General features: G+C 73.7%; 23 protein-coding genes. 7 read left to right on the forward strand and 16 right to left on the reverse strand.

What is annotated here, in order from left to right:
* Window position 1 precedes the first annotated feature (1 nt).
* From V6U81_RS17430 to V6U81_RS17465, 8 genes are all read right to left on the reverse strand, one after another.
* Window positions 2-1,879 carry an AAA family ATPase gene (locus V6U81_RS17430; protein WP_334490646.1) on the reverse strand — a complete coding sequence of 626 codons (1,878 nt, stop codon included), beginning with the start codon at window positions 1,877-1,879 and terminating at the stop codon, window positions 2-4.
* Window positions 1,876-3,084, reverse strand: coding sequence for a hypothetical protein (locus V6U81_RS17435; protein WP_334490647.1), 1,209 nt, complete (start codon window positions 3,082-3,084; stop codon window positions 1,876-1,878). The genes V6U81_RS17430 and V6U81_RS17435 overlap by 4 nt, the downstream gene beginning before the upstream one ends.
* Before the next feature lie 14 nt (window positions 3,085-3,098).
* Window positions 3,099-3,755: a 4Fe-4S single cluster domain-containing protein gene (locus tag V6U81_RS17440; protein WP_334490648.1), complete on the reverse strand. Its 657-nt coding sequence runs from the start codon at window positions 3,753-3,755 to the stop codon at window positions 3,099-3,101.
* A complete protein-coding gene (locus tag V6U81_RS17445; protein ID WP_334490650.1) occupies window positions 3,752-4,798 on the reverse strand; it encodes a hypothetical protein in 1,047 nt (348 codons plus the stop codon). Before V6U81_RS17445 ends, V6U81_RS17440 begins: the two co-directional genes overlap by 4 nt.
* Window positions 4,795-5,574 carry a protein phosphatase 2C domain-containing protein gene (locus tag V6U81_RS17450; protein ID WP_334490651.1) on the reverse strand — a complete coding sequence of 260 codons (780 nt, stop codon included), beginning with the start codon at window positions 5,572-5,574 and terminating at the stop codon, window positions 4,795-4,797. The genes V6U81_RS17445 and V6U81_RS17450 overlap by 4 nt, the downstream gene beginning before the upstream one ends.
* Window positions 5,571-6,326, reverse strand: a complete 756-nt coding sequence (locus V6U81_RS17455) for a vWA domain-containing protein (protein ID WP_334490652.1) — start codon at window positions 6,324-6,326, stop codon at window positions 5,571-5,573. The genes V6U81_RS17450 and V6U81_RS17455 overlap by 4 nt, the downstream gene beginning before the upstream one ends.
* The gene (locus tag V6U81_RS17460; protein ID WP_334490653.1) at window positions 6,323-6,580 is read right to left on the reverse strand and encodes a hypothetical protein; all 258 of its coding nucleotides are present in this window, start codon (window positions 6,578-6,580) and stop codon (window positions 6,323-6,325) included. Before V6U81_RS17460 ends, V6U81_RS17455 begins: the two co-directional genes overlap by 4 nt.
* A gap of 64 nt (window positions 6,581-6,644) precedes the next feature.
* Entirely contained in the window at window positions 6,645-7,583 is a 939-nt protein-coding gene (locus tag V6U81_RS17465; RefSeq protein WP_334490654.1) for a hypothetical protein, read from the reverse strand.
* Between the two features lie 598 nt (window positions 7,584-8,181).
* Here V6U81_RS17465 and V6U81_RS17470 point away from each other — a divergent pair.
* Together V6U81_RS17470 and V6U81_RS17475 are read left to right on the forward strand one after the other, a co-directional pair.
* A complete protein-coding gene (locus V6U81_RS17470) occupies window positions 8,182-9,276 on the forward strand; it encodes a hypothetical protein (protein ID WP_334490655.1) in 1,095 nt (364 codons plus the stop codon).
* 500 nt (window positions 9,277-9,776) lie between these two features.
* A complete protein-coding gene (locus V6U81_RS17475; protein ID WP_334490656.1) occupies window positions 9,777-10,484 on the forward strand; it encodes a Crp/Fnr family transcriptional regulator in 708 nt (235 codons plus the stop codon).
* 146 nt (window positions 10,485-10,630) lie between these two features.
* Here V6U81_RS17475 and V6U81_RS17480 read toward each other — a convergent pair whose 3' ends face one another.
* A complete protein-coding gene (locus tag V6U81_RS17480) occupies window positions 10,631-11,251 on the reverse strand; it encodes a dienelactone hydrolase family protein (protein WP_334490657.1) in 621 nt (206 codons plus the stop codon).
* Between the two features lie 43 nt (window positions 11,252-11,294).
* On the opposite strand from V6U81_RS17480, the gene V6U81_RS17485 reads away from it, so the two are divergent.
* Complete coding sequence (locus V6U81_RS17485) at window positions 11,295-11,879, forward strand: helix-turn-helix domain-containing protein (RefSeq protein ID WP_334490658.1); 585 nt, start codon at window positions 11,295-11,297, stop codon at window positions 11,877-11,879.
* Window positions 11,880-11,887: 8 nt separating this feature from the next.
* Here V6U81_RS17485 and V6U81_RS17490 read toward each other — a convergent pair whose 3' ends face one another.
* The 5 genes from V6U81_RS17490 to V6U81_RS17510 form a co-directional block, all read right to left on the reverse strand.
* On the reverse strand, window positions 11,888-12,247 hold the full coding sequence (locus V6U81_RS17490; protein WP_334490659.1) for a hypothetical protein: 360 nt from the start codon (window positions 12,245-12,247) through the stop codon (window positions 11,888-11,890).
* 67 nt (window positions 12,248-12,314) lie between these two features.
* Window positions 12,315-13,013, reverse strand: a complete 699-nt coding sequence (locus V6U81_RS17495; RefSeq protein WP_334490660.1) for an SDR family oxidoreductase — start codon at window positions 13,011-13,013, stop codon at window positions 12,315-12,317.
* Window positions 13,014-13,055: 42 nt separating this feature from the next.
* Window positions 13,056-13,532 (reverse strand): winged helix-turn-helix transcriptional regulator, encoded by a 477-nt coding sequence (locus tag V6U81_RS17500; RefSeq protein ID WP_334490662.1) that lies wholly within the window; start codon window positions 13,530-13,532, stop codon window positions 13,056-13,058.
* 134 nt (window positions 13,533-13,666) lie between these two features.
* A complete protein-coding gene (locus tag V6U81_RS17505) occupies window positions 13,667-14,422 on the reverse strand; it encodes a maleylpyruvate isomerase family mycothiol-dependent enzyme (protein WP_334490663.1) in 756 nt (251 codons plus the stop codon).
* 88 nt (window positions 14,423-14,510) lie between these two features.
* Window positions 14,511-15,245, reverse strand: coding sequence for a YqjF family protein (locus V6U81_RS17510; protein ID WP_334490665.1), 735 nt, complete (start codon window positions 15,243-15,245; stop codon window positions 14,511-14,513).
* Window positions 15,246-15,368: 123 nt separating this feature from the next.
* Between V6U81_RS17510 and V6U81_RS17515 the strand changes: the two genes are divergently transcribed.
* The 4 genes from V6U81_RS17515 to V6U81_RS17530 are packed head-to-tail and all read left to right on the forward strand — an operon-like array spanning window position 15,369 to window position 18,649.
* The gene (locus V6U81_RS17515; RefSeq protein WP_334490667.1) at window positions 15,369-16,298 is read left to right on the forward strand and encodes a hypothetical protein; all 930 of its coding nucleotides are present in this window, start codon (window positions 15,369-15,371) and stop codon (window positions 16,296-16,298) included.
* A complete protein-coding gene (locus V6U81_RS17520) occupies window positions 16,295-16,750 on the forward strand; it encodes an ABA4-like family protein (RefSeq protein WP_334490669.1) in 456 nt (151 codons plus the stop codon). Before V6U81_RS17515 ends, V6U81_RS17520 begins: the two co-directional genes overlap by 4 nt.
* A 4-nt stretch (window positions 16,751-16,754) precedes the next feature.
* The gene (locus V6U81_RS17525) at window positions 16,755-18,026 is read left to right on the forward strand and encodes a sensor histidine kinase (RefSeq protein WP_334490671.1); all 1,272 of its coding nucleotides are present in this window, start codon (window positions 16,755-16,757) and stop codon (window positions 18,024-18,026) included.
* On the forward strand, window positions 18,023-18,649 hold the full coding sequence (locus V6U81_RS17530; RefSeq protein ID WP_334490673.1) for a response regulator: 627 nt from the start codon (window positions 18,023-18,025) through the stop codon (window positions 18,647-18,649). Before V6U81_RS17525 ends, V6U81_RS17530 begins: the two co-directional genes overlap by 4 nt.
* A gap of 154 nt (window positions 18,650-18,803) precedes the next feature.
* On the opposite strand, the gene V6U81_RS17535 is transcribed toward V6U81_RS17530, so the two are convergent.
* Both V6U81_RS17535 and V6U81_RS17540 read right to left on the reverse strand, forming a co-directional pair.
* Window positions 18,804-19,289 (reverse strand): hypothetical protein, encoded by a 486-nt coding sequence (locus V6U81_RS17535; protein ID WP_334490675.1) that lies wholly within the window; start codon window positions 19,287-19,289, stop codon window positions 18,804-18,806.
* A gap of 450 nt (window positions 19,290-19,739) precedes the next feature.
* Complete coding sequence (locus tag V6U81_RS17540; RefSeq protein ID WP_334490677.1) at window positions 19,740-22,940, reverse strand: glycosyltransferase; 3,201 nt, start codon at window positions 22,938-22,940, stop codon at window positions 19,740-19,742.
* Window positions 22,941-23,908: the final 968 nt, after the last annotated feature.

Genomic DNA, 23,908 nt, shown 5'->3' on the forward strand with positions numbered 1-23,908 from the left:
CTCAGCCGGCGCGGATCACCGTGCCGTGCGGGCCGACTGACAGCCGAAGGGCCGCCTGCCCGGGATGCGCGAAGACGTGCTCGACCAGGGGCTCGCGCACCAGACGGTCCAGGACGTCGCGGATGCTGCGCACCCCCAGCCGCAGCGCCTCCGGCCGGCGCATCACCTCCTGCACCCGGGCCACGACGCTCTGGTCGTCGAGGGCCAGTCGCACCCCCTGGCGGAGGGCGCTGGCGACCAGCTGCGCGAGCAGCTTGCGGACGATCCGGTCGACGAACTCGGGCCGCAGGATGTCGAAGACGGTGATGCCGCCGCCGAGGCGGCCGAGCAGTTCCGGCCGGCCCAGGGTGGCGGTGAAGTGGTCCCGCACGGCGCGTTCGAAGTGCGCGCTGACCTTCTCGTAGTCGGGCAGTTCACCACCGTCGAGCCAGCCGTACGTCTCGGCGGCCCCCAGGTTCGAGGTGAAGATGATGATGGTCTCGGAGAAGTACGCCGTGTTGCCGAGCGCGTCGGTGAGCCGCCCGTCGTCGAGGACCTGGAGGAACTTGTCGAACACCGACGCGTGCGCCTTCTCGATCTCGTCGAAGAGCAGCACGCTGAACGGGCGCTGGCTCACCCGGTTGGTCAGCTCACCACCGCGTTCGTGGCCGACGTACCCGGGTGGCGCGCCGGTGAGCCGCTCCGCGGAGTGCGCCTCGGCGAAGGTGGACATGTCGAAGCGGGCCAGCGCGGTCTCGTCGTCGAAGACGAACTCGCTCAGCGTCCGGGCCAGCTCCGTCTTGCCCACCCCGGTCGGCCCGACGAAGAAGAAGATGCCCTTGGGCCGGGACTCGGCGTTGTGCGGGTCGGCCACGAAGTCGATGCCGACGGTGGCCGAGGTGAGCGCCCGGCGGACCCGGTCGACCGCGACGGGCTGGCCGATGACCCGCTCGCCGGCCATCGGCCCGAACCGGGCGAGCCGGTCGCGGACCCGGCGCCAGGGGTCCTGACGCGGGCCGAACAGGGTGCGCTTCATCAGCGTCCGAGGTTCGTCGAGCGGGATCTCCTGCAGGTTGCTCATCCGCCACAGCCCGTCCAGCTCGCTGACCGCCATGCCCTCGCTCAGGTTGGCCAGCACCCGCAGGTCCTCCGGGGCCTTCTGGGCGGCGGCCGCCTGGTGGAAGTGGCGGGCCTGCTGGTGGAGGTAGACGTGCCGCTCGTCGAAGGTCGGCAGGGCCGCCTCGACCACCTGGACGTACGGGCGGTCCCGGTAGAGCCAGGCCGGCAGGGCGGCGAGGTCGTCCGCGACCAGCACGAGCAGATTGCGCAGCTTGCCGGTCTGGGCCGCCTCGGTCATCGCCTTGGCCATCGTGCCGAGCAGCCGTCGCTCGGCGTCGCCGCCCCGCTCGGGCGGGGAGAGCATCAGGTCGGCCTGGTCGATGAGGAACGCCGACGACGTGCCGCCCTGCCGCAGCACCCGCCGGATCGCGGCCAGCGAGTCGTACGGGTTGGTCAGGGTCGGCGCGGGCGCGTCGCGCAGCGCGGCGGAGAACCGGTTCCGCACTGTCGCGGACCGGTCGGTGGCGGCGGTCGGCTCGGACGCCGAAGGCCGGCCGGCGTCCGGGGCGGCCAGCAGCCGGTGGAACTCCCGCTGGTCGTCCAGGTTGCCGAAGCTGAGCCCGTCGACCGGATCGTAGTAACCGGTCAGCTGATAGCCGAAGATCGACAGTAGCCCGGCGACGGCGGTGCGCAGTGGATGGAACGAGCGGTCCCAGCGGACCAGGTCGCGCACGTTGCCGTGGATGACGACGTGCCGACCGCGGGCGATCTCGGCGGTGACCCGCTCCAGCCAGGCCGCCGCCGGTGGCGCCGTGGGCCGGCCCGGCGACGCGGCCGTCACGATCGGCTCCGGTCGTCGTGGGCCGGTCGGCGCAACGCCTCCACGGCCGGTGGCCGGGGCTGGCCGGGCTTGCCCTCCCAGTACAGGCCGTCGGCCGTCACCCCCTGGTCGGCGAGTTCGGCGTGGAAGCGTTCGAGCAGTTCCTCGGTCAGGTCGCAGCGGGAGATCACCCCGTCGACCGTGTTCTCCACGACGATGTCGGAGCCGTCGGTGCGGTACTCCAGCCGGTTGCCGTCGGTGTCCCCCGCGTAGACGGTCAACTCGATGGGTGAGCCGTCGGCGCGTTCGGCGACGAAGACCACGGCGTCGGCCCGCTCCGCCAGGCTGTTCGGCACGACCCGCAGGCCGGCGGCCGGCAGCGCGGCGCTGGCCGCCTCCACGATCAGTGCCATCCGGTCGAGCTGGTCGAGGCGGGCGTCGGTCGCCGCGGTCACCGCCTCGACCCGGCCACGCAGGTCGGCGACGCGCCGCTCCCACCGGTCCACGTTGCCGCCGGCCGCCTCCTGGCGCAGGCCGGTCACCTCGGCGCGCAGCTCGGACTCCTCGGCCACCGCGAGACCCGCCGCCGCCGCCTCGGCCAGCACGTCGGCCAGCTGGGCGGAGAGCTCGTCGGTCTCCGTGGCCAGGCGCAGCAGGTGCGCCTGCCGGTCGCGGACCGTCTCCAGGTGTGCGCCGACCGCCTCGCCGAGCTGGCGGTGCAGGTCGGCGAAGCCACGTACGTCCCCCGCGCGCCGCCGGGTCTCGTCCAGCAGCACCGCGATGTTCCGGTGCCCCACCGGGTCGAACTGGTCCCCGTCGGCCAGCCCGCGCAGCGGTGCGACGGCCAACTCCACCGCGCGGCCCTGCTCCTGGCGGGTCAGTTCCCGGGACACCGCGACGGTGAGTTCGTCGGCGCGTCGTTCGGCGCCGCGCAACTCCCGGCCGATCCGGCTCAGTCCGGCCTCGTCGGTGGGGCGGCGCAGGCCGGCGACCCGGTTGGTCTCCGCGGTCACCTCGGCCTGCTGGGGCAGCCCACGCGACGTCTCCACCAGCTCGCGCAGTCGCGTGGTCAGCGCGTCGCGGCGTACGTCCGCGGCCCGGATCCCTGCCGCGAGCCGGCGCTGGCGCTGCTCCTCCCGACGCCGCCGGCGCTCCTCCGCGCGCTGCCGCCGGGCGGCCTCCATCTGGGCGCGGCGGGCGGCGTTGAACGCGACGGTCGTGTACATGGGGCTACCGGACATCATCGGCCTTTCTCGTCGGAGGGGGCGGCGGCCCCGAGCGGTGCGATCTGGACGCCCTGATCCCGCATGGCGGTCTCGAACCCGGCGCGGAAGTCGGGCACCGGAGGGACCCCGATCCACTGGACGCCGTCCTCGGCCAGCTGCAGCTCGATGCCGGCGGACGTGTCCTGCGCCGGCGGCGCGTGCCGGTCGGTGAGGAAGTGCAGCCGCTGGTTCGTCGAGCCGCGCCAGAGCAGGTCGGCGTGGCGGGCGGCCACGTACGGGCCGTCCACCAGGATGTCGAGCTGGCCCAGCAGCCGGAGCTGGTCGGGGTCGTGCTGCCGGCGCAGGTGCTCGATGGTCCACCCGCTGAACGACATCACCGACCAGTCGCGGTCGGCGCGGATCCGGTCGACGAGCGCGCTGAGCCCCGCCGCCTGGGCCATCGGCTCGCCGCCGGAGAAGGTCACCCCGGTGATGTCGGACGGCAGGGCACCGAGCCACCCGGCCAGCTCGTCGACGGTGCGGGTGATCCCACCGGTGAACGGCAGGTCCTCCGGCGCGACGCAGCCGGGACAGCGCAGCGGGCAACCCCGTACCCAGATCACCGCGCGCAGGCCCGGTCCGAGCACGGCGGTCCGGTCGGCGACCCGGCTGATCTCGATCGTCGTGGTCATCGTTGACTCCCGGGGAACGGATCGGGTGCGCCGGCGGCGACCATCCGGCACCAGGGGCAGTCGCGGTGCTCGCGCGGATACACGTGGGTCGGCATGGCGGGACAGCCGACGAGCTGGTCCCGCAGGTACGCCAGGACGGCGGCCCAGGACTGCGGGCCGGGCCGCGCGGCCGGCGCGTCGAACCCGGCGTCGAGGGCCTCGGCCAGCCGGCGGCGCAGCACGGCCGGCAGCGCGTACGGCGGTACGGCGGCGACCGGCGACCGGAGGTCCGCCCCGAGCAGCCGACAGCGGCGCAGCCGGACGTTGTCGACCTCCTCTACCGGCCCGGTCGCCTCGGGCGGCACACCCCCGTAGGGGTGGAAGCCGAGGCAGGCCAGTTGGGCGGTCAGCACGGCCAGCGCCCAGTTGTCGCTGGCCGCCTCCCGCCGCCGGCCCGACCGGCCGAGCTCCTCGGGCGCGGTGTATTCCGGGCGCGAGAACGGGCACGGCAGGTCCTGCCCGGTCGCGCTGTCGTGCAACTGCCAGCCGTCGACGTCGATCAGGCAGACGCCGCCGGCGGCGGAGACGAAGACGTTGGCCGGCGCGAGGTCGCCGACCAGGTGCCCGCGCGCGTGCACGGACCGGACGAGCCGGGCCAGCTCCTCCGCCACGGTCAGCCACCAGGCCCAGGTGGCGCCGGGCAGCATCCGGGCCCGGGCGGCCGGGTTGAACAGCAGCGGCAGGGGCGCGAACCGGGGTGGCGCGAGCCGGGGGGCGGCGTACCCGAGGAGCCTTCCGTCGTCACGGCGGTGCACCGCGGCGGTCGGCCAGGCCACCACGGGTCCGCCCGCCCGCACGGTCCACCCGGTCGGTTCGGCGAGCAGGACCCGGGTACGGGCGGCCAGCTCCGCCGGGTCCGCGCGGTGCAGGACCTTCGCCACGGTGTCCGGCCGGTGCCGCAGCCGGAAGACCCGCCCCTGGGAGCCGACCGAGCCGACCGGCGCGTCCAGGGTGTCGGCCGTCCGGCGGCCGTCCGGGCCGACCAGCCACACGTCGTGGCTCATCGGGGCACCGCCAGCAGGAGGGTCCGGTCGTCGTCGGTGAGGGCGCCGACCCGCCGGCCGCTGAGCAGCCGGATGAGCGCGGCCGGGTCGGGGTCGGCGGCCTCGACGAGCGTGAACAGCTGCGCGAAGGCCGCCGCGCCGGGCTGGCGGGGCCGGCTGCCGTCGTACTCGACGAGGAGGTTGTCGAGGCCGTCGGTGCACACGGCGAGCCCGGTGAGGTCGGGCAGCCGGGCGACGAGCCGACGGGCGTGCCTCCCGGCGCGTGCGTTCGGCAGCAGCGTCGTCGCACCGGGCGGCCGGTCGGCGCCGCCCGGCGGGGCGAGCAGCAGGTCGAGGTTGCCGTCGGCGGCCCGGACCACCACGATGCCGTCACCCACGGCGAGCACGGCGACCCAGGGCGGACGGGCGACCACGACGGTCACCGTGGTCGCGAGGTCCGCCGGGTCGAGTCCACCGGCGGCCCGGGCCAGCGCCCGCGCCGCGCGGCGGAACCGGCGGAACAGCCGGTCCGCCGCGACGTCCAGCCACCCGGACCAGGCGGCGGCGGTGGCCGGTGGCCGGTCGCCGAGGAGCGCGACGAGCAGCTGCACGGCCAGGGTGACCACCAGCGACGCGCCGGCCCCGGCGCAGCGGCGGCTGCCCGCGCCGTCGGCCGCCACCAGCAGCAGGGTGCCGTCGACCTCCCGGACCGCGTACGCGTCCTGGCCGCTGACCCCGGCGCGGGCGTGCGCCCCGCCCGCCGCGCTGCCGCCCAGGACCGACCAACGCGCCGTCATCGGAGGTCGTCCCCGTACACCTGGCTGCGCACCCGCTCGAAGTCGACGTGGTCGGAGGTGGCGACCAGGATCAGGTCGAGCAGCTTCCGCAGGTCGAGGTCGTCCAGCGGGAAGTAGCCGCTGGGGGTGGCGAGGGCCCGCATCACCTCGTCGTCCACCCCGGGCACGCCGAACGCGAACAGCTGCATCCGCCGCGTCGACCGCCACTGCTCCAGCCGCCGGGCGAGCGGCCGCCAGTCGTCGGTGGGGTTGCCCTCCTCGTCGGTGGGGGTGCCGTCGCTGACCAGGATCAGCCGGGGCCCGCCGGTCTGCTGGGCGTGCACCGTCTGTACGTGCTGGCGTCGCTGCTCGACGAGGGTGAGCGCCAGGTCCACCGCCGCCACCATCGGCGTCGCGCCTCCCGCGACCAGGGTCGGCAGCTCCAGCCGCGACGCCGGTACGAACGCCCCGTCGTCCTCGGCCGACGGCGTCCCGTCGCCGGAGACCACGCGTACGCCGCCCGCGCCGAACGTGACGACCACGAACTCGACGTCCCGGAGGGGTCCGCGCCCCTCCGCACGCACGGTGGGCAGCCACCGTGCCAGTTCCCGGTTGAGCGCGTCGATCGCGCGTACGCCGTTGCTCTGGGTGGCCGCCATCGACCAGGAGGTGTCGATCAGGAGCGCCACGAAGCGCCGCCGGTGGGTGTCGGTGATGAAGGGGACCTCGTCCGGCTCGTCGGTGTCCTCCTCGAACAGGGCGAAGGGGTTCATGGTCCGACCACCGCCTCGGCCAGCCAGCGCCCGCCCGGGTCGGACCGCCGTCGGACGCGGGCGCCGGGCGCGGGTGGCGGCCCGTCGCCGACCCACCAGGCCGCGACGATCACCCCGCCGGCCTCGACGAGACCTCGCGGCTTCAACGTCGCGTGCACGGTGCCCAGCTCGTGACCGGGTGGCGGCGGGGTACGCCGGACCAGGTGCCGGACCCCGAACCCGCCTGCCCGGAGCCGGGCGGAGAAACTCGCCACGTTCTCATCTGACGGACGGCCACCGGGCGGGCCGCTCCGGCCGACGAGCTGCCCACGGCCCGGCTCAGGTGCGCGGGCCGTCGGCGAAGGTCCAGGCCATCCCGTACGCGTAGCCCTGCTGCAACCCGTCGAAGGCCGACGTCACCTCGCCCACGGCGTCGGGGTGGAGCCGGTCCGGGCCCGGCACCCGTTCGTCCACGGCGCGGGGCGGGACGCCGTTGAGCCGCCAGGCCGTCGCCGGCCCGCCATCCACCGGGAACCGCAGCCGGACGGTGCAGTGCGCGCACGGCGTCAGCGGCTGGAAGACGTAGTGCTCCCGCATCGGTTGCCCCTCGGGCACCCGGTAGTGCAGGCAGAGCTCGTGCCGCTCCCCCGGCGTCAGCGTCCTCGGCAGGGCGAGGGTGAGCCGGAAGAACTGGCCCGAGTTGTGCCGGGTCAGCTCCCGGATCCGCGCGCCGAACAGGACGTCGGCGCGCACGTCGTGCTCCGGACCGTCGTCGCCCGGCCGGCGGGGCAGGCTGAACTGCACGGTCAGCTCGTCGATCGGGCGGATCGCCACGACGGTGCGCGTCTCGTAGAGCTCCGGCGTCGGCGTGTCGAGCCGGAGCAGCGCGTTCATCGCGTGCAGGAGCCAGTCGGGGCCGGCGTCGGCCGTGCCGGTGGGGATTTCCGGTACGGCGGCGCGGACCAGCCGGGCGACCGCCTCGTCGATCCGGCGGCGGGCCGTGCGCTGCTGGACCGACAGCTCGCGGGCGAGTTGGTCGGTGCGGCGGTCCAGCCGGAGATAGGCATGGGTGGGATCGAGGCCGTACGCGAGGACGACGGCCCGGCGCAGGTCGCCGGGCATGTCGGCGGCGAGGGCGAGCAGGGTGGCGCGCACCTTCGCCCGTGCCGCCGATTCCGACTCGGCCGGCGAGACGCCGCAGAGGTCGGCCAGGCGGGGCCCCAGTCGACGGTGCAGCGGGCTGCTCTGCAGGCCCGGACCCCGGCGGAGGTCCAGCAACTCCTGTCGGAGCCCGTCGGAGGGACGGGGTTCGATCCCGGGACGCAGGGTCCTCTCCTTCCTGTGGGTGGTCCGTCAGGACGATGCGGAGGCTACCGGCACTTCGGGAGGCCCGTGGCCCCCGTCGTGTGCCGAGTGTCCCGCCCACGACCATTATCTGGCCAGGAAAAAGGACATCTTCTGGCCAGTGTCGATGCCCCCTGCACACGAGGATGGACGCGTACACGTCACCATTTGCGGGAAACGGGGGATCGATCCGCGCCATGCGGGTGAACACAGTGGAGGGTCCTAGCACACCCGGACCCGGGTGCCGAGCGGCCGATCGGTCGGGCCGCGAACGGATGTCGGTTGCCCTGACGGACGTGCCCGGGTCGACGGGAGGGCCGGCACGGCTCGGCAAATCCGTCGGCTTACGTGCCGTATCAGCCTTCCGGCCGGACGGTTTCGGCACCGATGCGCGGCGAACCGCTTCTTCGACGAGCGGGGGCTCGCCTTCCACACCTACTCGACACATTGTTACTGGTCAGCACCGAAATCTTTTCGGGTGCAATGCGCAGACACCTTGCCGTGGCTCATTCCACATTCCGGAGGAGGCGTCATGACGAACGCGGATGATCCGACTGCACGGCTCTCTCCACGTGGCACCGTCGATGCCACCACCCGGTGCCGGCCGACGCGCACGCCCAGGACGCCCCGCACCCGACCCGCGCTGGACGAGCTGCGCGACCTGGCCCGCCGCGGGGAGCTGACGGCCGCCGCGGCGTCCGCGACGCCCGAGGTCCACGCCCGGCTCACCGGTGCCGCGTACGCGATCGTCTGGCCGATCGTCTTCTCCCGGGTGACCCGTCCGATGGAGCGCCGGCGGGGGCACTGGGCCTGCGCGAACTCCGTCCAGATGCTCGCCGACGACTGCCTCGACCGGCACCACGACGACGTCGAGGCGGTCGTGTCCGACCTGCTCGCCAACGCCAAGGTGCCGATCTTCGACGTCGAACGCTGGCTGTCGGCCCGGCTCACCGCGGCCACCGTGGACGGTCACCGCCGCCGGCGCGGCCGGCGGGGCGCGTTGCAGCGGCCCCGGGTCCCGGCCTGGCTGGCTGCGGAGCTCGGCGGTGATCCCTGGCTGACCGAGCTGGCCGTGCAGATCCTCACCTGGGTCGGCGTGCCCGCCACCGCCGGCACGCAGCTCTGGCCGCTGGACAGCTGGGCGCTACGGCGGGAGGCGGCCACCGGCGACCTGACCGGCAGCGACAGCCCGACGCTGTCCCGGGAGATCGAGCGCGTGCTGGCCGCCATGCGACGGCGACCCCGGTGGTACGCGGACTATGTGGAGCGACCGCTCGGCCGCAAGTGCGCCCCCGTCCTCGCCGTCCCCGGCGACGGGGTCGCCGACCCCCGGCCGTTGGTGGCGACCGGTCCGCACGAGCGCGACGAGGCCCGGCTGGCCGACCTCGCGTCCGCCGCCGTGGCGGCGATCAGTTGTCGGCTACGCCGGGGCGCGGACCCGGTCGACACGGTGGTGGGGGTGCTCGGCGTCGTCTTCGGCGCCGGCACCGGGAGCGAGCAGATCGACCGTACGCCCGACGGCGTGCCGGCCCCGGAGGAGCGGGTGTCAGTCCTGCTCGCCGACGACGCGGCCGTCCGGCGGATCGTCGACGAGGTGCTCCGCATCATCGCCGACAGCCGCCCGTGACCACGTTTCCCGTACCCGGTGGGCAACGGCGTCCGCGAGAGCGGCCGGGTTGGCTCCGGCCGCGACGGCGGCCCGCCACGCCTCGCTGAACTCCCGTTCGAGGAGCCGCCGGATGCGCGTCCGCTGCTCGGGCGAGAGGTCCCCGGGCGGCGGGGCCCCGGCCGGCGGCGGCGTGCTCACGGCCCCGCCACCGCCCTTAGGCTGCCGGTCGACGGGCCGGGGTCGCAGGTAGCCATGTCCCCTCCGATCCGCGCCGCACCGCCCTGCGTGTCATCTGTCAATCATCTGACGGACAGGCGGCCGGACCGCCGGCCCACCGGCCGGGCGCGGGCGATCCACGGTACGAGGAGCGTTACGACCGTCTCCGATGGGACTCCATGTCGCCTCCCCTCGCCAGGCAGCTGATCCCGTCCTCTGCGGGTATTGCACCCCGGACCGGCGGGCGGTATTCCGGGGAAGGACGGGATCTCGCCCGGCCCCACCTCGAGGAGGCCACGGTCATGTCTGCCGTACCGCTGGACGGTGACGCGGTCTGGGCGCAGGGATCGTTCCTGGACCGGATCGCTCCCGCGGATCGTGAGGAACTGCTGGCCCTCGGGGTGACCCGTACCGTGTCGTCCGGCCGGCGCCTGCTGACCGAAGGCGCGCGGGACACCCACGTCGAGGTGATCCGGCGAGGTTTCGTCAAGATCACGACGACCGCGGACGGCGCGGACCGGCTGCTGGCGATCCGCCTGCCCGGCGATCTCGTGGGAGAGTTCGCGGCGATCAGCGGGCAGGGCCGCTCCGCGACCGTGACGACCTGCGGCGACGTGGTGTCCACCGTCATCCGGCAGGTGGACTTCCTCCGCTTCCTCGACCGTCGCTCCGCCGTCGCCGCCCAGGTCACCGCGACGGTCGGCCAGCGCCTACGGTGGGCGAACGAACGCCGGGCCGAGTTCGCCGCCTATCCGGTGCACGTACGGCTGGCCCGGGTGCTGGCCGAGATCGCGACGAGCTGCGGGCGGACCGACGACGACGAACTCGTCATCGGGGTGGAGTTGAACCACGCGGAGCTCGCCACCCTGGTCGGCGCGGCGACGGACACCACCCAGCGGGCGCTGCGCACGCTCCGCGCGGAGCGGCTGATCCGCACCGGGTACCGCCGGATCGCGGTGCTCGATCTGGCTGGTCTCCGCGCGCTCGCCGCCCACGGCGGGCCGCGGTGACCCCATCCCGGACCGCGCCGCGCGGCGACGGGCGCTGGCATGATCGCGTCGAGGCGCCGGCCCCTCGGTGGGACCGGGCCGGCTGATCCGGCCCAGCCCCACCGCCGTGCGGGTGCGGGCCACCGAGGGGAGGCCCCCGGTGCCGGTCAGCGGTCCTTGAGGAAGTCGAGTACGCGCCGGCGGAGCAGCGCGGCGGCGTCCGCGTCGTACGACGGCAGGCTGCTGTCGGCGAACAGGTGCCCGTCACCGGGATAGAGGAAGAGTTCCGCGTGCTCGGCCGACTCGACGAGCGCTCGGGCGGCGTCGATGTCGCCCTCGTCCACGAAGAACGGGTCCGCGTCCGCGGAGTGCACCTGCACCGGCACCTCCGTCGGCCAGGAGGTCCCGAACTCCTCGGTCGGGAGGCAGGAATGGAACAGCAGCGCGCCGCGGGCGCCCGACCGGGTCTGGGCCAGCTTCTGCGCCGGCATCACCCCGAGCGAGAAGCCGGCGTAGACCAGCTCGGCGGGGAGGTGATCGGCGGCGCGCACCCCGCGTTCGAGCAGTTCGTCGAAGCCGACCTTCCTCGCGTACCCCAGGCCCTCGTCCAGCGTTGCGAAGGTGTGGCCGTCGTAGAGGTCGGGCGCGTGCACGGTGTGCCCGGCCCGTCGAAGTTCGTCGGCGAAGTCGAGGACTCCCGCCGTCCGACCCTGCGCGTGGTGGAACAACAGCACCTCAGCCATGCGGCCCCTCACTCTCGGACGGACGACACGTACGGGTGCCGCCACCAGTCTTGCCGCTAACAGTCCAAGAGTTTAGATTGATCCAACAATGTCGAGCAATAGGCAGATCCCCGACTACGACCTTCCCGACACGGTCGAGGTGGCGACGCCCCAGCAGCTGCGCGCGATCGCCGACCCGCTGCGGGCCACGATCCTCGACCTGGTGCTGGAACGGGCCGCCACCGTGGCCGAGCTGGCCGCCGCCGTGGGCCGTCCGAAGAGCACCGTCGCCCACCACGTGAGCGTGCTGGTCCAGGCGCAGATGCTCCGCGTGGTGCGGACCCGCCGGGTCCGCGCCATCGACGAGCGCTTCTACGGACGTACCGGCCGCACCATCCACGTGGGCGTCGTCCGGCGCCCGGGCGACACCACGACACCGGTGTGCATCAACGGCCTGTCGGTGGCCGCGGCCGAGTCGGTCCCGGCCCACGAAGCGGACCGGCTCTACACGACGATCCGCCACGCCCGGATCCCCGCCGAGGCGGCGGCGCAGTTCTGGCAGCGCGTCGAGGCGCTGATCCGGGAGTTCACCGAACTGCCGCGCTCCGGCGACACCGTGTACGGCTTCGCCGCCGGCCTCTACCCGACCGACCATCCCACGCTGCCCGAGCCGGACGACGCCGACGCCGACTGAGCCACCGACTATCCGCGGGTCAGGCGGGCGAGGTGGGCCAGCTCCCGGCCCGCCGGCTCGCTCGACCCGCTCGACCGCAGCCGCCACCGGGTCGTCCGGCCGTCGGGGCCGAGCAGCTCGCCGCGCCCCAGCGCCCGGTCGATGTCCTGCCGGACGCTCGCCTCGAGGTGTGGTTCGGTCGCGAACAGGATGCGCAGCCGCACCTCGTCGCCGATTCGCTCCACGCTGGTGTGGTGGGACGCGATCGGGCAGGGCGGCTCGTGTTCCCAGTGGCCGCACAGGACGGTGGTGATGGCGGCCCCGGGCGCGCCGAGGTCGGCGTCCGGCGCCATCTGGACCACCGCCTGGTGGGCGAACCCCTGCCTCATGCCTCCCATTGTGGCCCCGCCGGCCGACGGCGGAACGGATCCACCGCCGGCCGAGGGGCGTACCGGGTCAGGACAGCTGCGGGTAGAGGGCGGCGACACCGCCCGACAGGCCGGACCGCACCTGCCGGCTGGTGTCGTCGGCGACGATCTCGAACAGGTCCGCCTCGATCCCGTCGACGGCGATCCTGGCGATGTCCGCCGGGTCGGACTTCGGCGCGGAGACGTTGGCGGTCATGTCGGTGTCCATGTAGCCGACGTGCAGGCCGGCCACCCGGATGTTCCGGTCGGCGAGCTGCGCGCGCAGCGCGTTGGTCAGGGACCACTCGGCAGCCTTGGCGGCGCCGTACGCCCCGACCTGCGGGAAGCTGATCCAGGAGAGGGCGGACAGGATGTTCAGGATGGTGCCGCCGCCGTTGGCCGCGATGGCCGGGGTGAACGCGCGCACCACCGACAACGTGCCGAAGTAGTGGGTCTCCATCTCCAGCCGGATCGCCGCGAGATCGGCGTCGAGCAGATCCGCGCCGGTGCCCGAACCGGCGTTGTTGATCAGGAGGGTGACGTCGCGGGCCACCTCGGCGGCGGCGGCCACGGAGGCGGGGTCGGTGATGTCGAGCCGGAGCGGGGTGACGCCCGGCAGGTCGACGCTGTCCGGATTGCGGGCGGCGGCGTAGACGGTGGCGCCGCGGGCCACCAGCTCGCCGGCGAGGTGGCGGCCGAAGCCGCGGTTGGCGCCGGTGACCAGCGCGGTACGTCCTGCGATCTTCATGTCCTGCTCCTGAGGGGTGGAGGGCTGTCCTGGGGTGGCCGGTCAGGGGCGAAGCAGCCCCGGCCCGGGGCGTACGTCGAGCTCGCCGGGCGTCACGTCGTGACCGGCCTCGCAGCGCAGCCGGGCGTGCACGACCGCGCCGCAGTCGTGGTGCTCGACCCGCACGGACGGACCGGCCTCGTCGGCGGCCCAGCTGTCGCCCCACTGCCGCAGCGCGACCAGCACGGGCAGCAGTTCCTGACCCTTGGCGGTCAGCACGTACTCGTCCCGGGTCCGCTGCCCGGGTTGCCGGTAGGGCCGGAGTTCGAGCAGCCCGTCGGCGACGAGGCGCTTCAGTCGGGCGGCGGCGACCGGCTCGCTGATGCCGACCCGCCGGGCGAAGTCGTCGAAGCGCCGGGTGCCGAACGAAGCCTCCCGGAGCAGCAGGAGGGTGGACCGGTTTCCGACCACCTCGAGCGCGCGGGCGATCGAGCAGTTGGTCGTGAGCCAGTCGTCCCGCTGGTCCAGGAATTCGGTCATGCGAGTGACGCTACCCGGCTGACTTAGATAAACCAAAGTCAGCTAGGTCACGGGAGCCTCGGGAATGCCCCTCGGCCGCCCGAGGTTCGTCCCTCCCCGCCACCCGTCCGGCGTGGCTTCCGTGGCGCGCCGCCTCACTGCGTCGCGGTCACCAGGCAGCGCCGCAGCTCCTCGACCGCCTCGGGCGGGCCCTCGACCGTCACCCCGCTCCGCTCCCCGGCCCGGCCCCACAGCCAGCGCAGCATTGCCGTCGGCGGGCCGGAGACCGTCACGTCGGCGGCGTCCTCCACGTCGCCGTCCACCCGGAACAGCCCGGGGCCGGTCCGCACCCGCCAGGCGGCGCCGTCGGTCCGCACGGTGTACGACCGGCCGGGCGAGCCAGCCAGGATCCCGGTGAAGTAGTCGGCCCACTCCCCCACCGAGTACTCCACGAACACCCTGAGCAGCTCGTCGATGCCGTCGACGGCGAGGTCGTCGGGGACGGGCGCCACCGGCACGCCGACGCCGAGCTCGGCGTCGATGCGGTGGATGACGGTCTCCTGCGCCATCCGGCGGATGAGGAAACCGACGGTCTGGTCCGGCCCGTACCAGCAGCCGACCGCGTCCTCCGGCCTGCGGGCCGCGAACTCGGCGCGCAACTGCGCGTACGCCCGGTCGAGCAGCGCGAGCGGCTCCTCGTCCGCGAGTTCCGCCGGCGGCCAGGACTCGGGCTCGGCACCGTCGCGCATGGCCGTGGTCTTGTGCAGGTACACCAGGCCGACGTGCCGGGCCAGATCAGCGACGCGCCAACCGGGACAGCTCGGCACAGCCGCGGTGAGGTCGGTGGGCGCCACGGCGCGCAGCCGGGCGAAGTCGGCCGCGAGGCAGTCGAGGAATCGGGTCGTCTCCATGCCCGAGAGCCCACCACGGACCTGTGACACACCGCGTCGCGCCGGACCCACCGGGAGAGGGAGCGGTTTTCCGCAGCGGTCCGTCCGCTCAGCGCAGGCTGACCGGTGGGCCGAACCGGACCGGAACGCCGGGGGAGTACAGGACGCTGGCCGGTGGCCCGGTCGGGGCCGGCAGCCCGGCGGCGGCGACCAGCTCGTCGTCCAGGTGCAGCAGCTCGGCCCGGCGCAACGACCAGCGGGGATGCCAGTTCGGCAGGTGCCGCGTGCGCCCGTACGCCCGGGTGTGCAGCCCCCAGCGGGCGGTGACGAAGTGCTCCAGCGGGGTCGGTTCGGCGATCGGCCCACCCACCCGGACCACCATCCGGCTCGTCGTACCGGCCGGGCCGGGCCAGCGGCGCCGGCACCGGTAGGTGTAGCGGTCGCCGTCCCGGTCCAGCCGCATCGCCGACCACAGGTACGGCAGTCGCAGGGTCGCCCGGGCGACCAGCACCGGGACCAACCGGGACGCGTCGAGCGAGCGGAACACCACCGCCCGGCGGCCGGTGTCGTCGACCGAGTAGAGCCGGACGTTGGTCTCCGCGAAGGTGCCGAGGTACGGCACCCCGGGCCCGCGGCCCAGACCCAGCCCGACCATGCGGAAGCCGACCAGACCGACGTAGCTGAGCCCGTCGAGGGTGTCCGGGCGGGTGCCGGATGGCAGCAGCGGCGCGACCAGCTCCGGCGCGACCGCCCAGTGCAGGAAGGTCAGATCCTCCCAGCGCTGCCGCAGCAGGGCCCGCGGGAACGTCTGCTCGGGCGCGCAGTCGACCGGCTCGATGTGCACGTACCCATTGTCCCCGACGCGCTCGGCCTCCTCCCCTGGTAGGAGACGAGGTCCGACCGCCGGCCGCAGCCGGGGCCTGCGGTCGGGCGCGATCCGGGGTTCGGCTCACCAGCATCTACAGGTATGACTAACGCACTGCACCGGGCGGCACACTGGCACCGCCCCCTGATGGTCTTCGTCTCGGCGATGGCGGTCCTCGCCGTCGTCTCGGCGGTCGGCATCCTCGCCGACCCACGCGTCCTCACCGGCGCGCCGATCTGGCTCAAGCCGTTCAAGTTCTCGGTGTCCTTCGTGCTGTACGGCACGACCCTGGCCTGGATGCTCTCCCTGCTGCCGCGACGCAGCCGGGTCGCGGGGTGGGCGGGCACGGTCATCGTCGCGATGTCGCTGGCCGAGATGGTGGTGATCGTCGGGCAGGTGCTGCGCGGCCAGACCAGCCACTACAACGAGAGCACCCCGCTGAACGCCGCACTGTGGCAGGTGATGGGCGCCTCGATCATGGTGCTGTTCGTCGCGCACCTGGTGATCGGGATCGTGGTGCTGCGTCAGCCGGTCGTGGACCGGGTCGCCGGGTACGCGGTCCGGCTGGGGCTCGGCCTGACCCTGCTGGGCATGCTCGCCGCGGTGCCGATGGTGCTGCCCGGCCAGGATCCGGGGATCGAGGGGATCAGCGGGGCGCACAGCGTCGGCGTGGCGGACGGCGGGCCCGGGCTGCCGGTGGTCGGCTGGAGCACCACCGGTGGGGATCTGCGGATCGGGCACTTCGTGGGACTGCACGCCCTGCAGGCGCTGCCGATCCTGGCGATCCTGTTGAGCCGGTTCCTCGGGACGCGGCTGGACGAGCGCAGCCGGGTGCGGCTGCTGGTCGTCGCGGGCGGGGCGTACGGCGTACTCACGATCCTGTTGACCTGGCAGGCACTGCGTGGGCAGCCGCTGCTGCGTCCGGACGCCCTCACGCTGGCCGCCGTGGCGGCCCTGGTGGTCGCGACCGCGACCGCCGCCGGGGTGGTCCTGGCCCGCCGACGCCGCCCGGAACTGGCGCTGGCCGCATGACCGCGGCGCTGTTCAGCCTGACGTTCGCGGTGGCCGCGCCGTTCTGGGCGCTGATGCTCCTGCTGCCGCGCTGGTCGTGGACCGGACGGATCATCTCCTCGCCACTGATCGTGGCACCGGTCCTGGTGATCTACGCGATGCTGGTGATCCCGGCGTTCGACCACGTGCTGCCGGCCGTGCTCTCGCCGGCCCTGGGCGGCGTACGCGACCTGTTCGGCAGCACGGACGGCGCGGCGGCGGCCTGGGCGCACCTGGTCGCGTTCGACCTGTTCGCCGGCCGGTGGGCGTGGCTCGACAGCCGGGAACGGGGGGTGCCGGCGCTGGTCATGGCTCCGGTGCTGGTGCTGACGATCCTGCTCGGACCGCTCGGCCTGGCCGCCTACCTCGGGGTCCGGGCCAGGTGGTTCCGGCCGGCGGTCGCTACTGTCCCCGAGCCCCAGCCCCTAGGCTGAACCGATGGGGTGGGTGGGACGGCTGTTCGACGGGCGTGACACGCTCGCGCGGATGCTGCTGCTCGACCTCAGCGGCATCGGCTACCTGGTCTTCGGCACCCAGGCGGGCCGCTCACCGACGGCCACGCAGTGGCTCCTCGCGCTGGTCGCGTTCGCCGTCGCGCTGGTGTTCCACCGCCGACCGCTGGTCAACCTGGTGGCGCAGGCCGCGCTGCTGGCGCTCGCGTTCCGCGTCGTCGACGACACGATGATCAACCAGGTGGGTGCCAGCTGGGCGTTGCTCGAACTCGCCATGTGGGCGGACCGGCCGCGGACCATCTGGCTGGCCACCGCGCTGCTGGCGGCGGTCGACCTGACCGATTCCATCGGCGACCCGTTCCGACGGTTCCTCTCCGGCGTCTTCGGGCTGACGGTGGAGGTCGGCGTGCCGCTGCTGCTGGGCCTGGTCATCCGGACCACCCGGGAACTCGGCCGGCAGGCCGAGGAGCGGGCGGCGGAGGAGCAGCGCCGGCGCGAGTCGGAGGGCCGCGCCGCGCGCGCCGACGAGCGCAGCGCCATCGCCCGCGAACTGCACGACGTGGTCGCGCATCACGTGGCGTCGATGGTGCTGCGGGTCGGCGTGGCCCGGCACGTGCTCACCGACCTGGACCCGCGGGTGGGCGAGGTCTTCGACGACGTGCACGGCACGGGCTCGGCGGCCCTGGCGGAGCTGCGCCGGCTGGTCGCGGTCCTGCGCGACCCCGACGGGGTACGCGGTGACGCGGCGCTGACCGCGATCGAGCCGTCGGCGCTGCCGTCGGCACTCGGCGCGGCCGTCGATCGAGCCCGCCAGGCCGGTGTCACGGTGGAGGCGGAGATCGACCGGGCGGTCGGTTCGCTCGATGCGGTTCGGGGGCTGGCGGTGTTGCGACTGACCCAGGAGGCGTTGACCAACGTGGCCAAGCATGCCGGCACGTCCGCGCGGGCGCGCCTGTCGGTCTCCGTCGTCGAGGGGGCCGTCCACTGGGAGGTCTCGGACGACGGGCGCGGCTCGGTGCCGGCGGTGGTGCCGTCCGGCGGCGGCCACGGCATCACCGGCATGCGCGAGCGCGCGGAGGTCCTCGGCGGTCGGCTGGAGGCCGGTCCGGCCGGCACGGGTTGGCGGGTCCGCACCGTCCTCCCGGCCGCGGTGTCCGCGCCGACGGCTCCTCCCCTATCCCCCGCCGTCATGCCGGCGCCGCCGGCTCCCCGCGAGCGCGAGGCGTCGGCGGGGCCGCCCGCGCCGGAGTTGGCATGATCCGCGTCCTGCTGGTCGACGACCAGCACCTCATCCGCGCAGGCCTGCGCATGCTCTGCGGCGCCCAGCCCGACATCGAGGTCGTCGGCGAGGCCGACAACGGCCGCGACGCGATCTCCCTCGCCGCCCGGCTGGTCCCGGACGTCGTCGTCATGGACCTGCGCATGCCCGGCGTCGACGGGATCACCGCGACCAGCCGGATCCTCGCCGACCGCCCCGCCACCCGCGTCCTGGTGCTGACCACGTTCGGCGACGACGACCACCTGTATCCCGCCCTGACCGCCGGCGCCTGCGGATTCCTGCTCAAGGACGCGCCGCCGGCCGACCTGCTGGAGGGTGTCCGCCGGGCCGCCGCGGGCGACAGCCCGTTCAGCCAGGAGGTGCTGCAGCGCCTGGTCCAGCGCGCGGTGCACGCCCGTGCCGGGGCGCCGGCGCCGGCGCAAGGGCTGACCGCGCGCGAACAGGACGTGCTGAACCTGGTCGCCGACGGACTGTCCAACGCGGAGATCGCCGACCGGCTCCACATCGGCGTGACGACGGTGAAGACCCACATCACCAGCCTGATGACCAAGACCAACAGCCCCAACCGGGTACGCCTGGCGCTGTTCGCCCGAGGGGCGTGAGCGGCGACGGCACCCTGCCGCGTGTTATGTCTCGTTTAGCCTTGTTGATCCCGTCTGTCGGTTACGCTGATCGGCAGGACAACGTTCACGCCGAGCGCGTCGACAGCAGCGCCGTCATCAGCTCCACCCTGATGAACAGGACTGCCCGAGCCGGTCAGTTTCCGACACGCGAGTGTGGCACCGACCGGGCAAGTGGTCGCGACGCCCGCCTGCTGGCACCGGCCAGCGCCACGTCGACGAAGGCGCCCACCCGGACCTGTGCGGCGTCCGCCAGGTAGGCGATCAGCAGTAGCCGGTGTCGGATGTTCCCCGGTTCGCCGGGTACGTCAGTGGCCGGCGGCAGGCGACGGCCGGGAAGGAGTACGGCCAGCAGCCTCCCGTCCACCTCGGGCAACCAGGTCTCGGTGCGGTCGACCTGCGCCGCCAGCAGTGGCCAGAGGTCGTGCGCATCCGGGACGAGCTCCTCCACCAGCAACCCGGCGGTGTCCCCGAGGACCCCGTGCGTCCAGCCCGGAGGGAGCCGCAGCAGGCGGTTCACAGCCGTCTCGAGACCACGGCGATCCGCCTGGTCGACCGCGCGGACGCCGGCCACGACGGCGTCCCACAGCTCCTTCTCCACCGCGGTCGGCGGGTGCCACATCTGCCTCTCCTCTCCGTTGCCGGGCCTGGCAGGGGCCGGGCGGCGCGGGCGGTCGGCGGCGAAAGCGCCTCCTGCCGGGGGGGGGGTGGCCGGCACGGGCCCGTAGGAGGCGAGGCCCGTGCCGGCCGCGGTGACCACCCAAGCCACCGTCTGCACCGGTGACGGCTCGGCCGGATCGTGTCGATTTCCGGCCGGGCCGTGCCGGCGGTCCTGTCGCACCGGACGACGCCCGCGGCTGCCGACACCGCGCCACGCCCTTCGGGCTGGCAGCGCTCGGTGCCGGGTGGTGCGTGATCGAGCAGGTCCGGGGAAGCACTGTGGAACGTCCTGATGGAGTACTCAGGCAGTAGGTCAAGTATATGACGAATTGAATGTTTATGAGGCATACACGCCATCGACGCGCCAACTTCCTGAGTTCTGCCCTCCGACCTCTCCGGCTGAGGGCCGCACTCAGCGCACGGCCGTCACCTCCCCCTGCCACTGGTCCGCCCGGCCTGCGCCGGCCGGATGAGTTGTCGGCCGGGGCGTACGGTCCCGGCTGGCCGTCCGCGCCGGGCGGGACCCGGGCAGGAGCCGCGGCGGACGGCGGGCGCTGAGGTCCTCGACCCAGCCGAGGGCCAGCACCAGGCCACTGAGGATCACCAGAGCCACGACCAGGTAGCCGGGCTTGCCGAGCCGCCAGAACCCGATCAGGTCGCCGACGACGAAGCTGACCGCGATCGCGGCGTTGTGCCAGAGGTAGATGGTCAGGGCACGGCTGTTCAGCGCGGTCACCAGCCGGTCGAGTGGCCGGATCCGAGCCAGCCAGCTCATCGGCGGGGCGGCCCGCAGCAGCAGCAGTACGAAGCCGAGCGACCAGAACGCCTGCGCCACCGGGATGTCGTTGAGGTCGAGCCCAGCCTCCGGGTGGGTGGCCAGCCAGGCCAGGGCGAGTCCCAGGCAGAGCGCGGCCACGGCCAGCAGGGAGGTGAGCGAGAGCCGCCGCAGCCGACCATCGCGGTGCGCGAAGCCCAGCAGCCAGCACGCGCCGAACGTGGCCAGGTCGGTCAGCACCGATTCCACCGGCGCGCCCAGTGGCGGCGCCACCGTCTGCAGCATGACCACGCCGGCCAGCGGGACAAGCATGGACCACACCGGCCAGCGCCGGTACAGCGCCAGCATCGCGGGTGAGAGCAGCACGAGCCAGAGGTACGTCACGAGGTACCACAGCACGCCGGTGACGTCCGCCGCCCACGCGCTGCCCGGCGGCTGCACCAGCGGGACCAGCCAGCTCAGCAGCGCCGGCCAGGCGGGCCGGTCCGCCCAGCCGTGCCAGACCATCAGGGGCAGGAGCACGATGCCCAGGGCCCACAGCCCCGGGAGCAGACGCCGGATCCGGCTGCTGAGCGCCCGGTCGGGCGAGCGGTCGAGCGAGCTGGCCATCAGGGAGCCGCCGAGCGCGAACATCACGCCCATGGCGGGGAAGGCGAAGCTCAGCCAGGCGGCACCGAACATGTGGTAGGCGATGACCCGGCCCAGCGCCAGCGCCCGCAGCGTGTCGAACCAGCGGTCGCGCCCACCGTGCCCGCCCACGGCGGCACCGGCCGTCGAGGGCTCGACGAGCTTGCCGTCCACCACGTCGCCGGCCCGCTTCAGTTTGCGCCAGCCCAGCCGGGAACCGGTCACCGCGGTCACCATGGCCCGGGCCAGGACCAGGTACATCAGCTGGCGGTAGGCGAACTGCTGGATCGGCAGGGTCACCAGCGGGCGCAGCGGTTCCCGGTCCAGCCGGAAGGCCACCGCGGCGGTCACCGCCTGCACGGCCAGCATCGCGATCCAGGCCAACGCAGTCGTCGTCGTGTCCAGGAAGAAGAGGCCGTAGATGGCCAGCAGGTCGATCACCGGACCGAGCAGGGGCAGCAGCACGCCGAAGAGGGCGAGCATGGGCAGGCCGGTCCGGCCGAACCGACCCGAGGCGCCCCGGTCGAACACCGCGCCCCGGTGCTTCCACATCGCCTGCATGGTGCCGTAGCTCCACCGGTAGCGCTGCCGCCACAGCTCGCCCACCGCAGCGGGCGCCTCCGTCCAGGCGTGGGCACGATCCTGGTACACCACCCGCCACCCGGCGCGTAGGAGCGCCATCGTGATGTCGGTGTCCTCGGCCAGGGTGTCGCCGCTCATCCCGCCCACGCCGACCAGGGCACGGCGCCGGAACGCCCCGATGGCGCCCGGCACGGTGGGGATACAGCCCAACATCTCGTAGAACCGGCGGTCGAGGTTGAAGCCGATGACGTACTCGATGTGCTGCCACTGACCGAGCAGCCGTCGCCGGTTGGCGACCTTGACGTTTCCGGCCACCGCACCGGTCCGCGGGTCGGTGAACGGCTCGATCAGCCGCCGGATGGCGTCGGGCTCGAAGATGGTGTCCCCGTCGACGGTGACGATGATGTCGTGCGACGCGTAGAGGAGCCCGGTGTTGAGGGCGCTCGCCTTGCCGCCGTTGGGCTTGCGGATCACCCGGACGCGGTCGAGGCCCAGCGAGTCGACCAGGTCGGCCGTGCCGTCGGTCGAACCGTCGTCGACCACGATCACCTCGATGTCCCGGTGGTCGTTGGCCACCAGCGACCGGACCGTGGCGACGATGCCGGCCCGTTCGTTGTACGCGGGCACGATCACCGACACCGGTGCGGCCGTCACCCCCCAGGGCCAGCGGTGTGCCCGCCGCCGCCGAGCCAGCCGGCTCGCGAGCAGGAGCAGCAGCAGCGTGCGGGCCAGCACGAGGATCCCCACCGCGACGAAGAGCAGGCCGAGGCCGCGCAGGACCACGTCCGCCAACCGGATCGCCCAGACGACGGGGGCCGCCTTCCAGCGGTCCACGGCCGACGCGGGGACGTTGCCGGCGAGGGCGGCAGCGCCCGGCTGCGCCCGGTTCATCCCGCCGCTGACCGTGGTGAAGGTGTAGCCGCGCGCCTGCATCAGTGGGATGAACCGGTCCAGTGCCGCGATGGTCTGCGACCGGTCGCCGCCGGCGTCGTGCAGCAGCACCACCGCGCCCGCTCCGTCAGCGGGGGTCATGTTGCGCACGATCGCGTCCACGCCGGGTCGGGCCCAGTCCTCGCCGTCGAGGTCGTTCACCACGGTCAGGTAGCCGTGCCGGGCGGCCTCGCGGATTACCGGCCAGTTCGCGTCGTCGACGGCGCCGGGCACCGAGGAGTAGGGGAATCGCAGCAGACTCGTCCGGACGCCGGCGGCGTCCACAATCGCCATCTGGGTCTGCGCGTACTCCATCCGCTGCCGCCACGGCGGCAGCAGGCTCACATCCGGGTGGGTGAAGGTGTGTACGCCGAGCTCGTGTCCCTCCACGACGATCCGCCGGGCCACGTCCCGGTGACGGGCCACCTGTGAACCGATCACGAAGAACGTGGCCGGAGCCCGGTGCCGGCGCAGGACGTCCAGCACCCGGGGCGTCCAGACCGGATCCGGCCCGTCGTCGAAGGTGAGGGCGATGGTCCTCGCGGGCAGCCGGTGGGACCGGGGTTGATCGCCCCGGACGTCGAGCACCGGCCCGCCCTCGAGGATGGCGGTCGGAACGGTGCCCTGGTCCTTCGCTTCGGCTGCGTGGTCCGGGGTGAACCGGGCGTTGGTGTACGCCTCCACCAGAAGCACGCACACGACCACCACCACGAGGGAGGCACAGACGAACCGACCGGTCCGGAGACCCAGGCGGCCGGGTCGGCGGTCATGGGTGTGCTCGGCGGCGGGAGGAAGAGGGTTCCGCAGGATCATCCGGCCGCCCCTCGGGTGAGATCGGGCGTGGCCGGTAGCGTCACCGTCGGCAAGGCGGTGGGAGGCTGGGTCGAGGTCCCGGGCACCTGGGCCGGCGGACTGGTCGGTGGCGAGGTCGACGGCGGGTCGGCCGGAAGGCCACCGGCCGGGCGGCCGGGCGCCGGCGCGGGAACGGCCGGGCGGCTGGGGGCCGGCGCGGGAGCGGGCGGCCGGATCGCCGGGACGACGGGCGGCGGCACAGTGGTCGACCGTGACTCGGGGGCGTTCCGACGCTGTGCCGAGTCCACGGTCTCCTTCAGCTCCGGGACGTCCCGCGGTGACAGACCGTCCAGCCGGGTGGGTGCGGTCCCGGGCTGGTCTCCGGTCTCGCGCTGCTCGCCCTTGACGAAGAGCGGACCGGGCTGAGCCGGCGCCGCCGGGCCGGGAAGCAGGGCGCTGGCGGCCATCGGCAGGTAGCTCAGCGAGGCGGCTGCCACCATTACCCCCGCGCGCCGAACCCGTCGCCGACGGGTGCCGGTGATGTCGACGAACACAGGCTGGGCGGGTCGGGCCAGGACAGTCGGCAGCGTCCGCTGCGGGCCGTCGGGCACCCGATCGGGAGGCGTGTGAAGTGGCACTGGTCGAGGTTATGTGTGGGTTGTCGCGTATGTCCCGATATCAGACTCAGGGGCCGGACGGATGTTTCACTATTCGCATATCCGGATTTCTGGTCGCACACGGGACAGGCGTGACGCCAGTGCCTTGAGCGGCGAAACGGGACGAAGAGGCGGATGTGTCCTGGCGTGGCGGGAGAGGACGAAGGGGAGGAAGACGTGCCGGCCCGGCCCGGTCGCAGGCGTCGACGACGCCGCCAC

Origin of the sequence: Micromonospora lacuserhaii, assembly GCF_036902735.1 — a bacterium.
In the GTDB taxonomy this organism is placed as follows: Bacteria; Actinomycetota; Actinomycetes; order Mycobacteriales; family Micromonosporaceae; genus Micromonospora.

Excerpts from the sequence above, each read along its gene's own strand:
- V6U81_RS17435 (WP_334490647.1), bottom strand. The coding sequence starts at position 3,084 with ATGTACACGACCGTCGCGTTCAACGCCGCCCGCCGCGCCCAGATGGAG.
- V6U81_RS17440 (WP_334490648.1), bottom strand. The coding sequence starts at position 3,755 with ATGACCACGACGATCGAGATCAGCCGGGTCGCCGACCGGACCGCCGTG.
- V6U81_RS17445 (WP_334490650.1), bottom strand. The coding sequence starts at position 4,798 with ATGAGCCACGACGTGTGGCTGGTCGGCCCGGACGGCCGCCGGACGGCC.
- V6U81_RS17450 (WP_334490651.1), bottom strand. The coding sequence starts at position 5,574 with ATGACGGCGCGTTGGTCGGTCCTGGGCGGCAGCGCGGCGGGCGGGGCG.
- V6U81_RS17455 (WP_334490652.1), bottom strand. The coding sequence starts at position 6,326 with ATGAACCCCTTCGCCCTGTTCGAGGAGGACACCGACGAGCCGGACGAG.
- V6U81_RS17470 (WP_334490655.1), top strand. The coding sequence starts at position 8,182 with ATGACGAACGCGGATGATCCGACTGCACGGCTCTCTCCACGTGGCACC.
- V6U81_RS17475 (WP_334490656.1), top strand. The coding sequence starts at position 9,777 with ATGTCTGCCGTACCGCTGGACGGTGACGCGGTCTGGGCGCAGGGATCG.
- V6U81_RS17485 (WP_334490658.1), top strand. The coding sequence starts at position 11,295 with ATGTCGAGCAATAGGCAGATCCCCGACTACGACCTTCCCGACACGGTC.
- V6U81_RS17490 (WP_334490659.1), bottom strand. The coding sequence starts at position 12,247 with ATGAGGCAGGGGTTCGCCCACCAGGCGGTGGTCCAGATGGCGCCGGAC.
- V6U81_RS17495 (WP_334490660.1), bottom strand. The coding sequence starts at position 13,013 with ATGAAGATCGCAGGACGTACCGCGCTGGTCACCGGCGCCAACCGCGGC.
- V6U81_RS17500 (WP_334490662.1), bottom strand. The coding sequence starts at position 13,532 with ATGACCGAATTCCTGGACCAGCGGGACGACTGGCTCACGACCAACTGC.
- V6U81_RS17505 (WP_334490663.1), bottom strand. The coding sequence starts at position 14,422 with ATGGAGACGACCCGATTCCTCGACTGCCTCGCGGCCGACTTCGCCCGG.
- V6U81_RS17515 (WP_334490667.1), top strand. The coding sequence starts at position 15,369 with ATGACTAACGCACTGCACCGGGCGGCACACTGGCACCGCCCCCTGATG.
- V6U81_RS17520 (WP_334490669.1), top strand. The coding sequence starts at position 16,295 with ATGACCGCGGCGCTGTTCAGCCTGACGTTCGCGGTGGCCGCGCCGTTC.
- V6U81_RS17525 (WP_334490671.1), top strand. The coding sequence starts at position 16,755 with ATGGGGTGGGTGGGACGGCTGTTCGACGGGCGTGACACGCTCGCGCGG.
- V6U81_RS17530 (WP_334490673.1), top strand. The coding sequence starts at position 18,023 with ATGATCCGCGTCCTGCTGGTCGACGACCAGCACCTCATCCGCGCAGGC.
- V6U81_RS17535 (WP_334490675.1), bottom strand. The coding sequence starts at position 19,289 with ATGTGGCACCCGCCGACCGCGGTGGAGAAGGAGCTGTGGGACGCCGTC.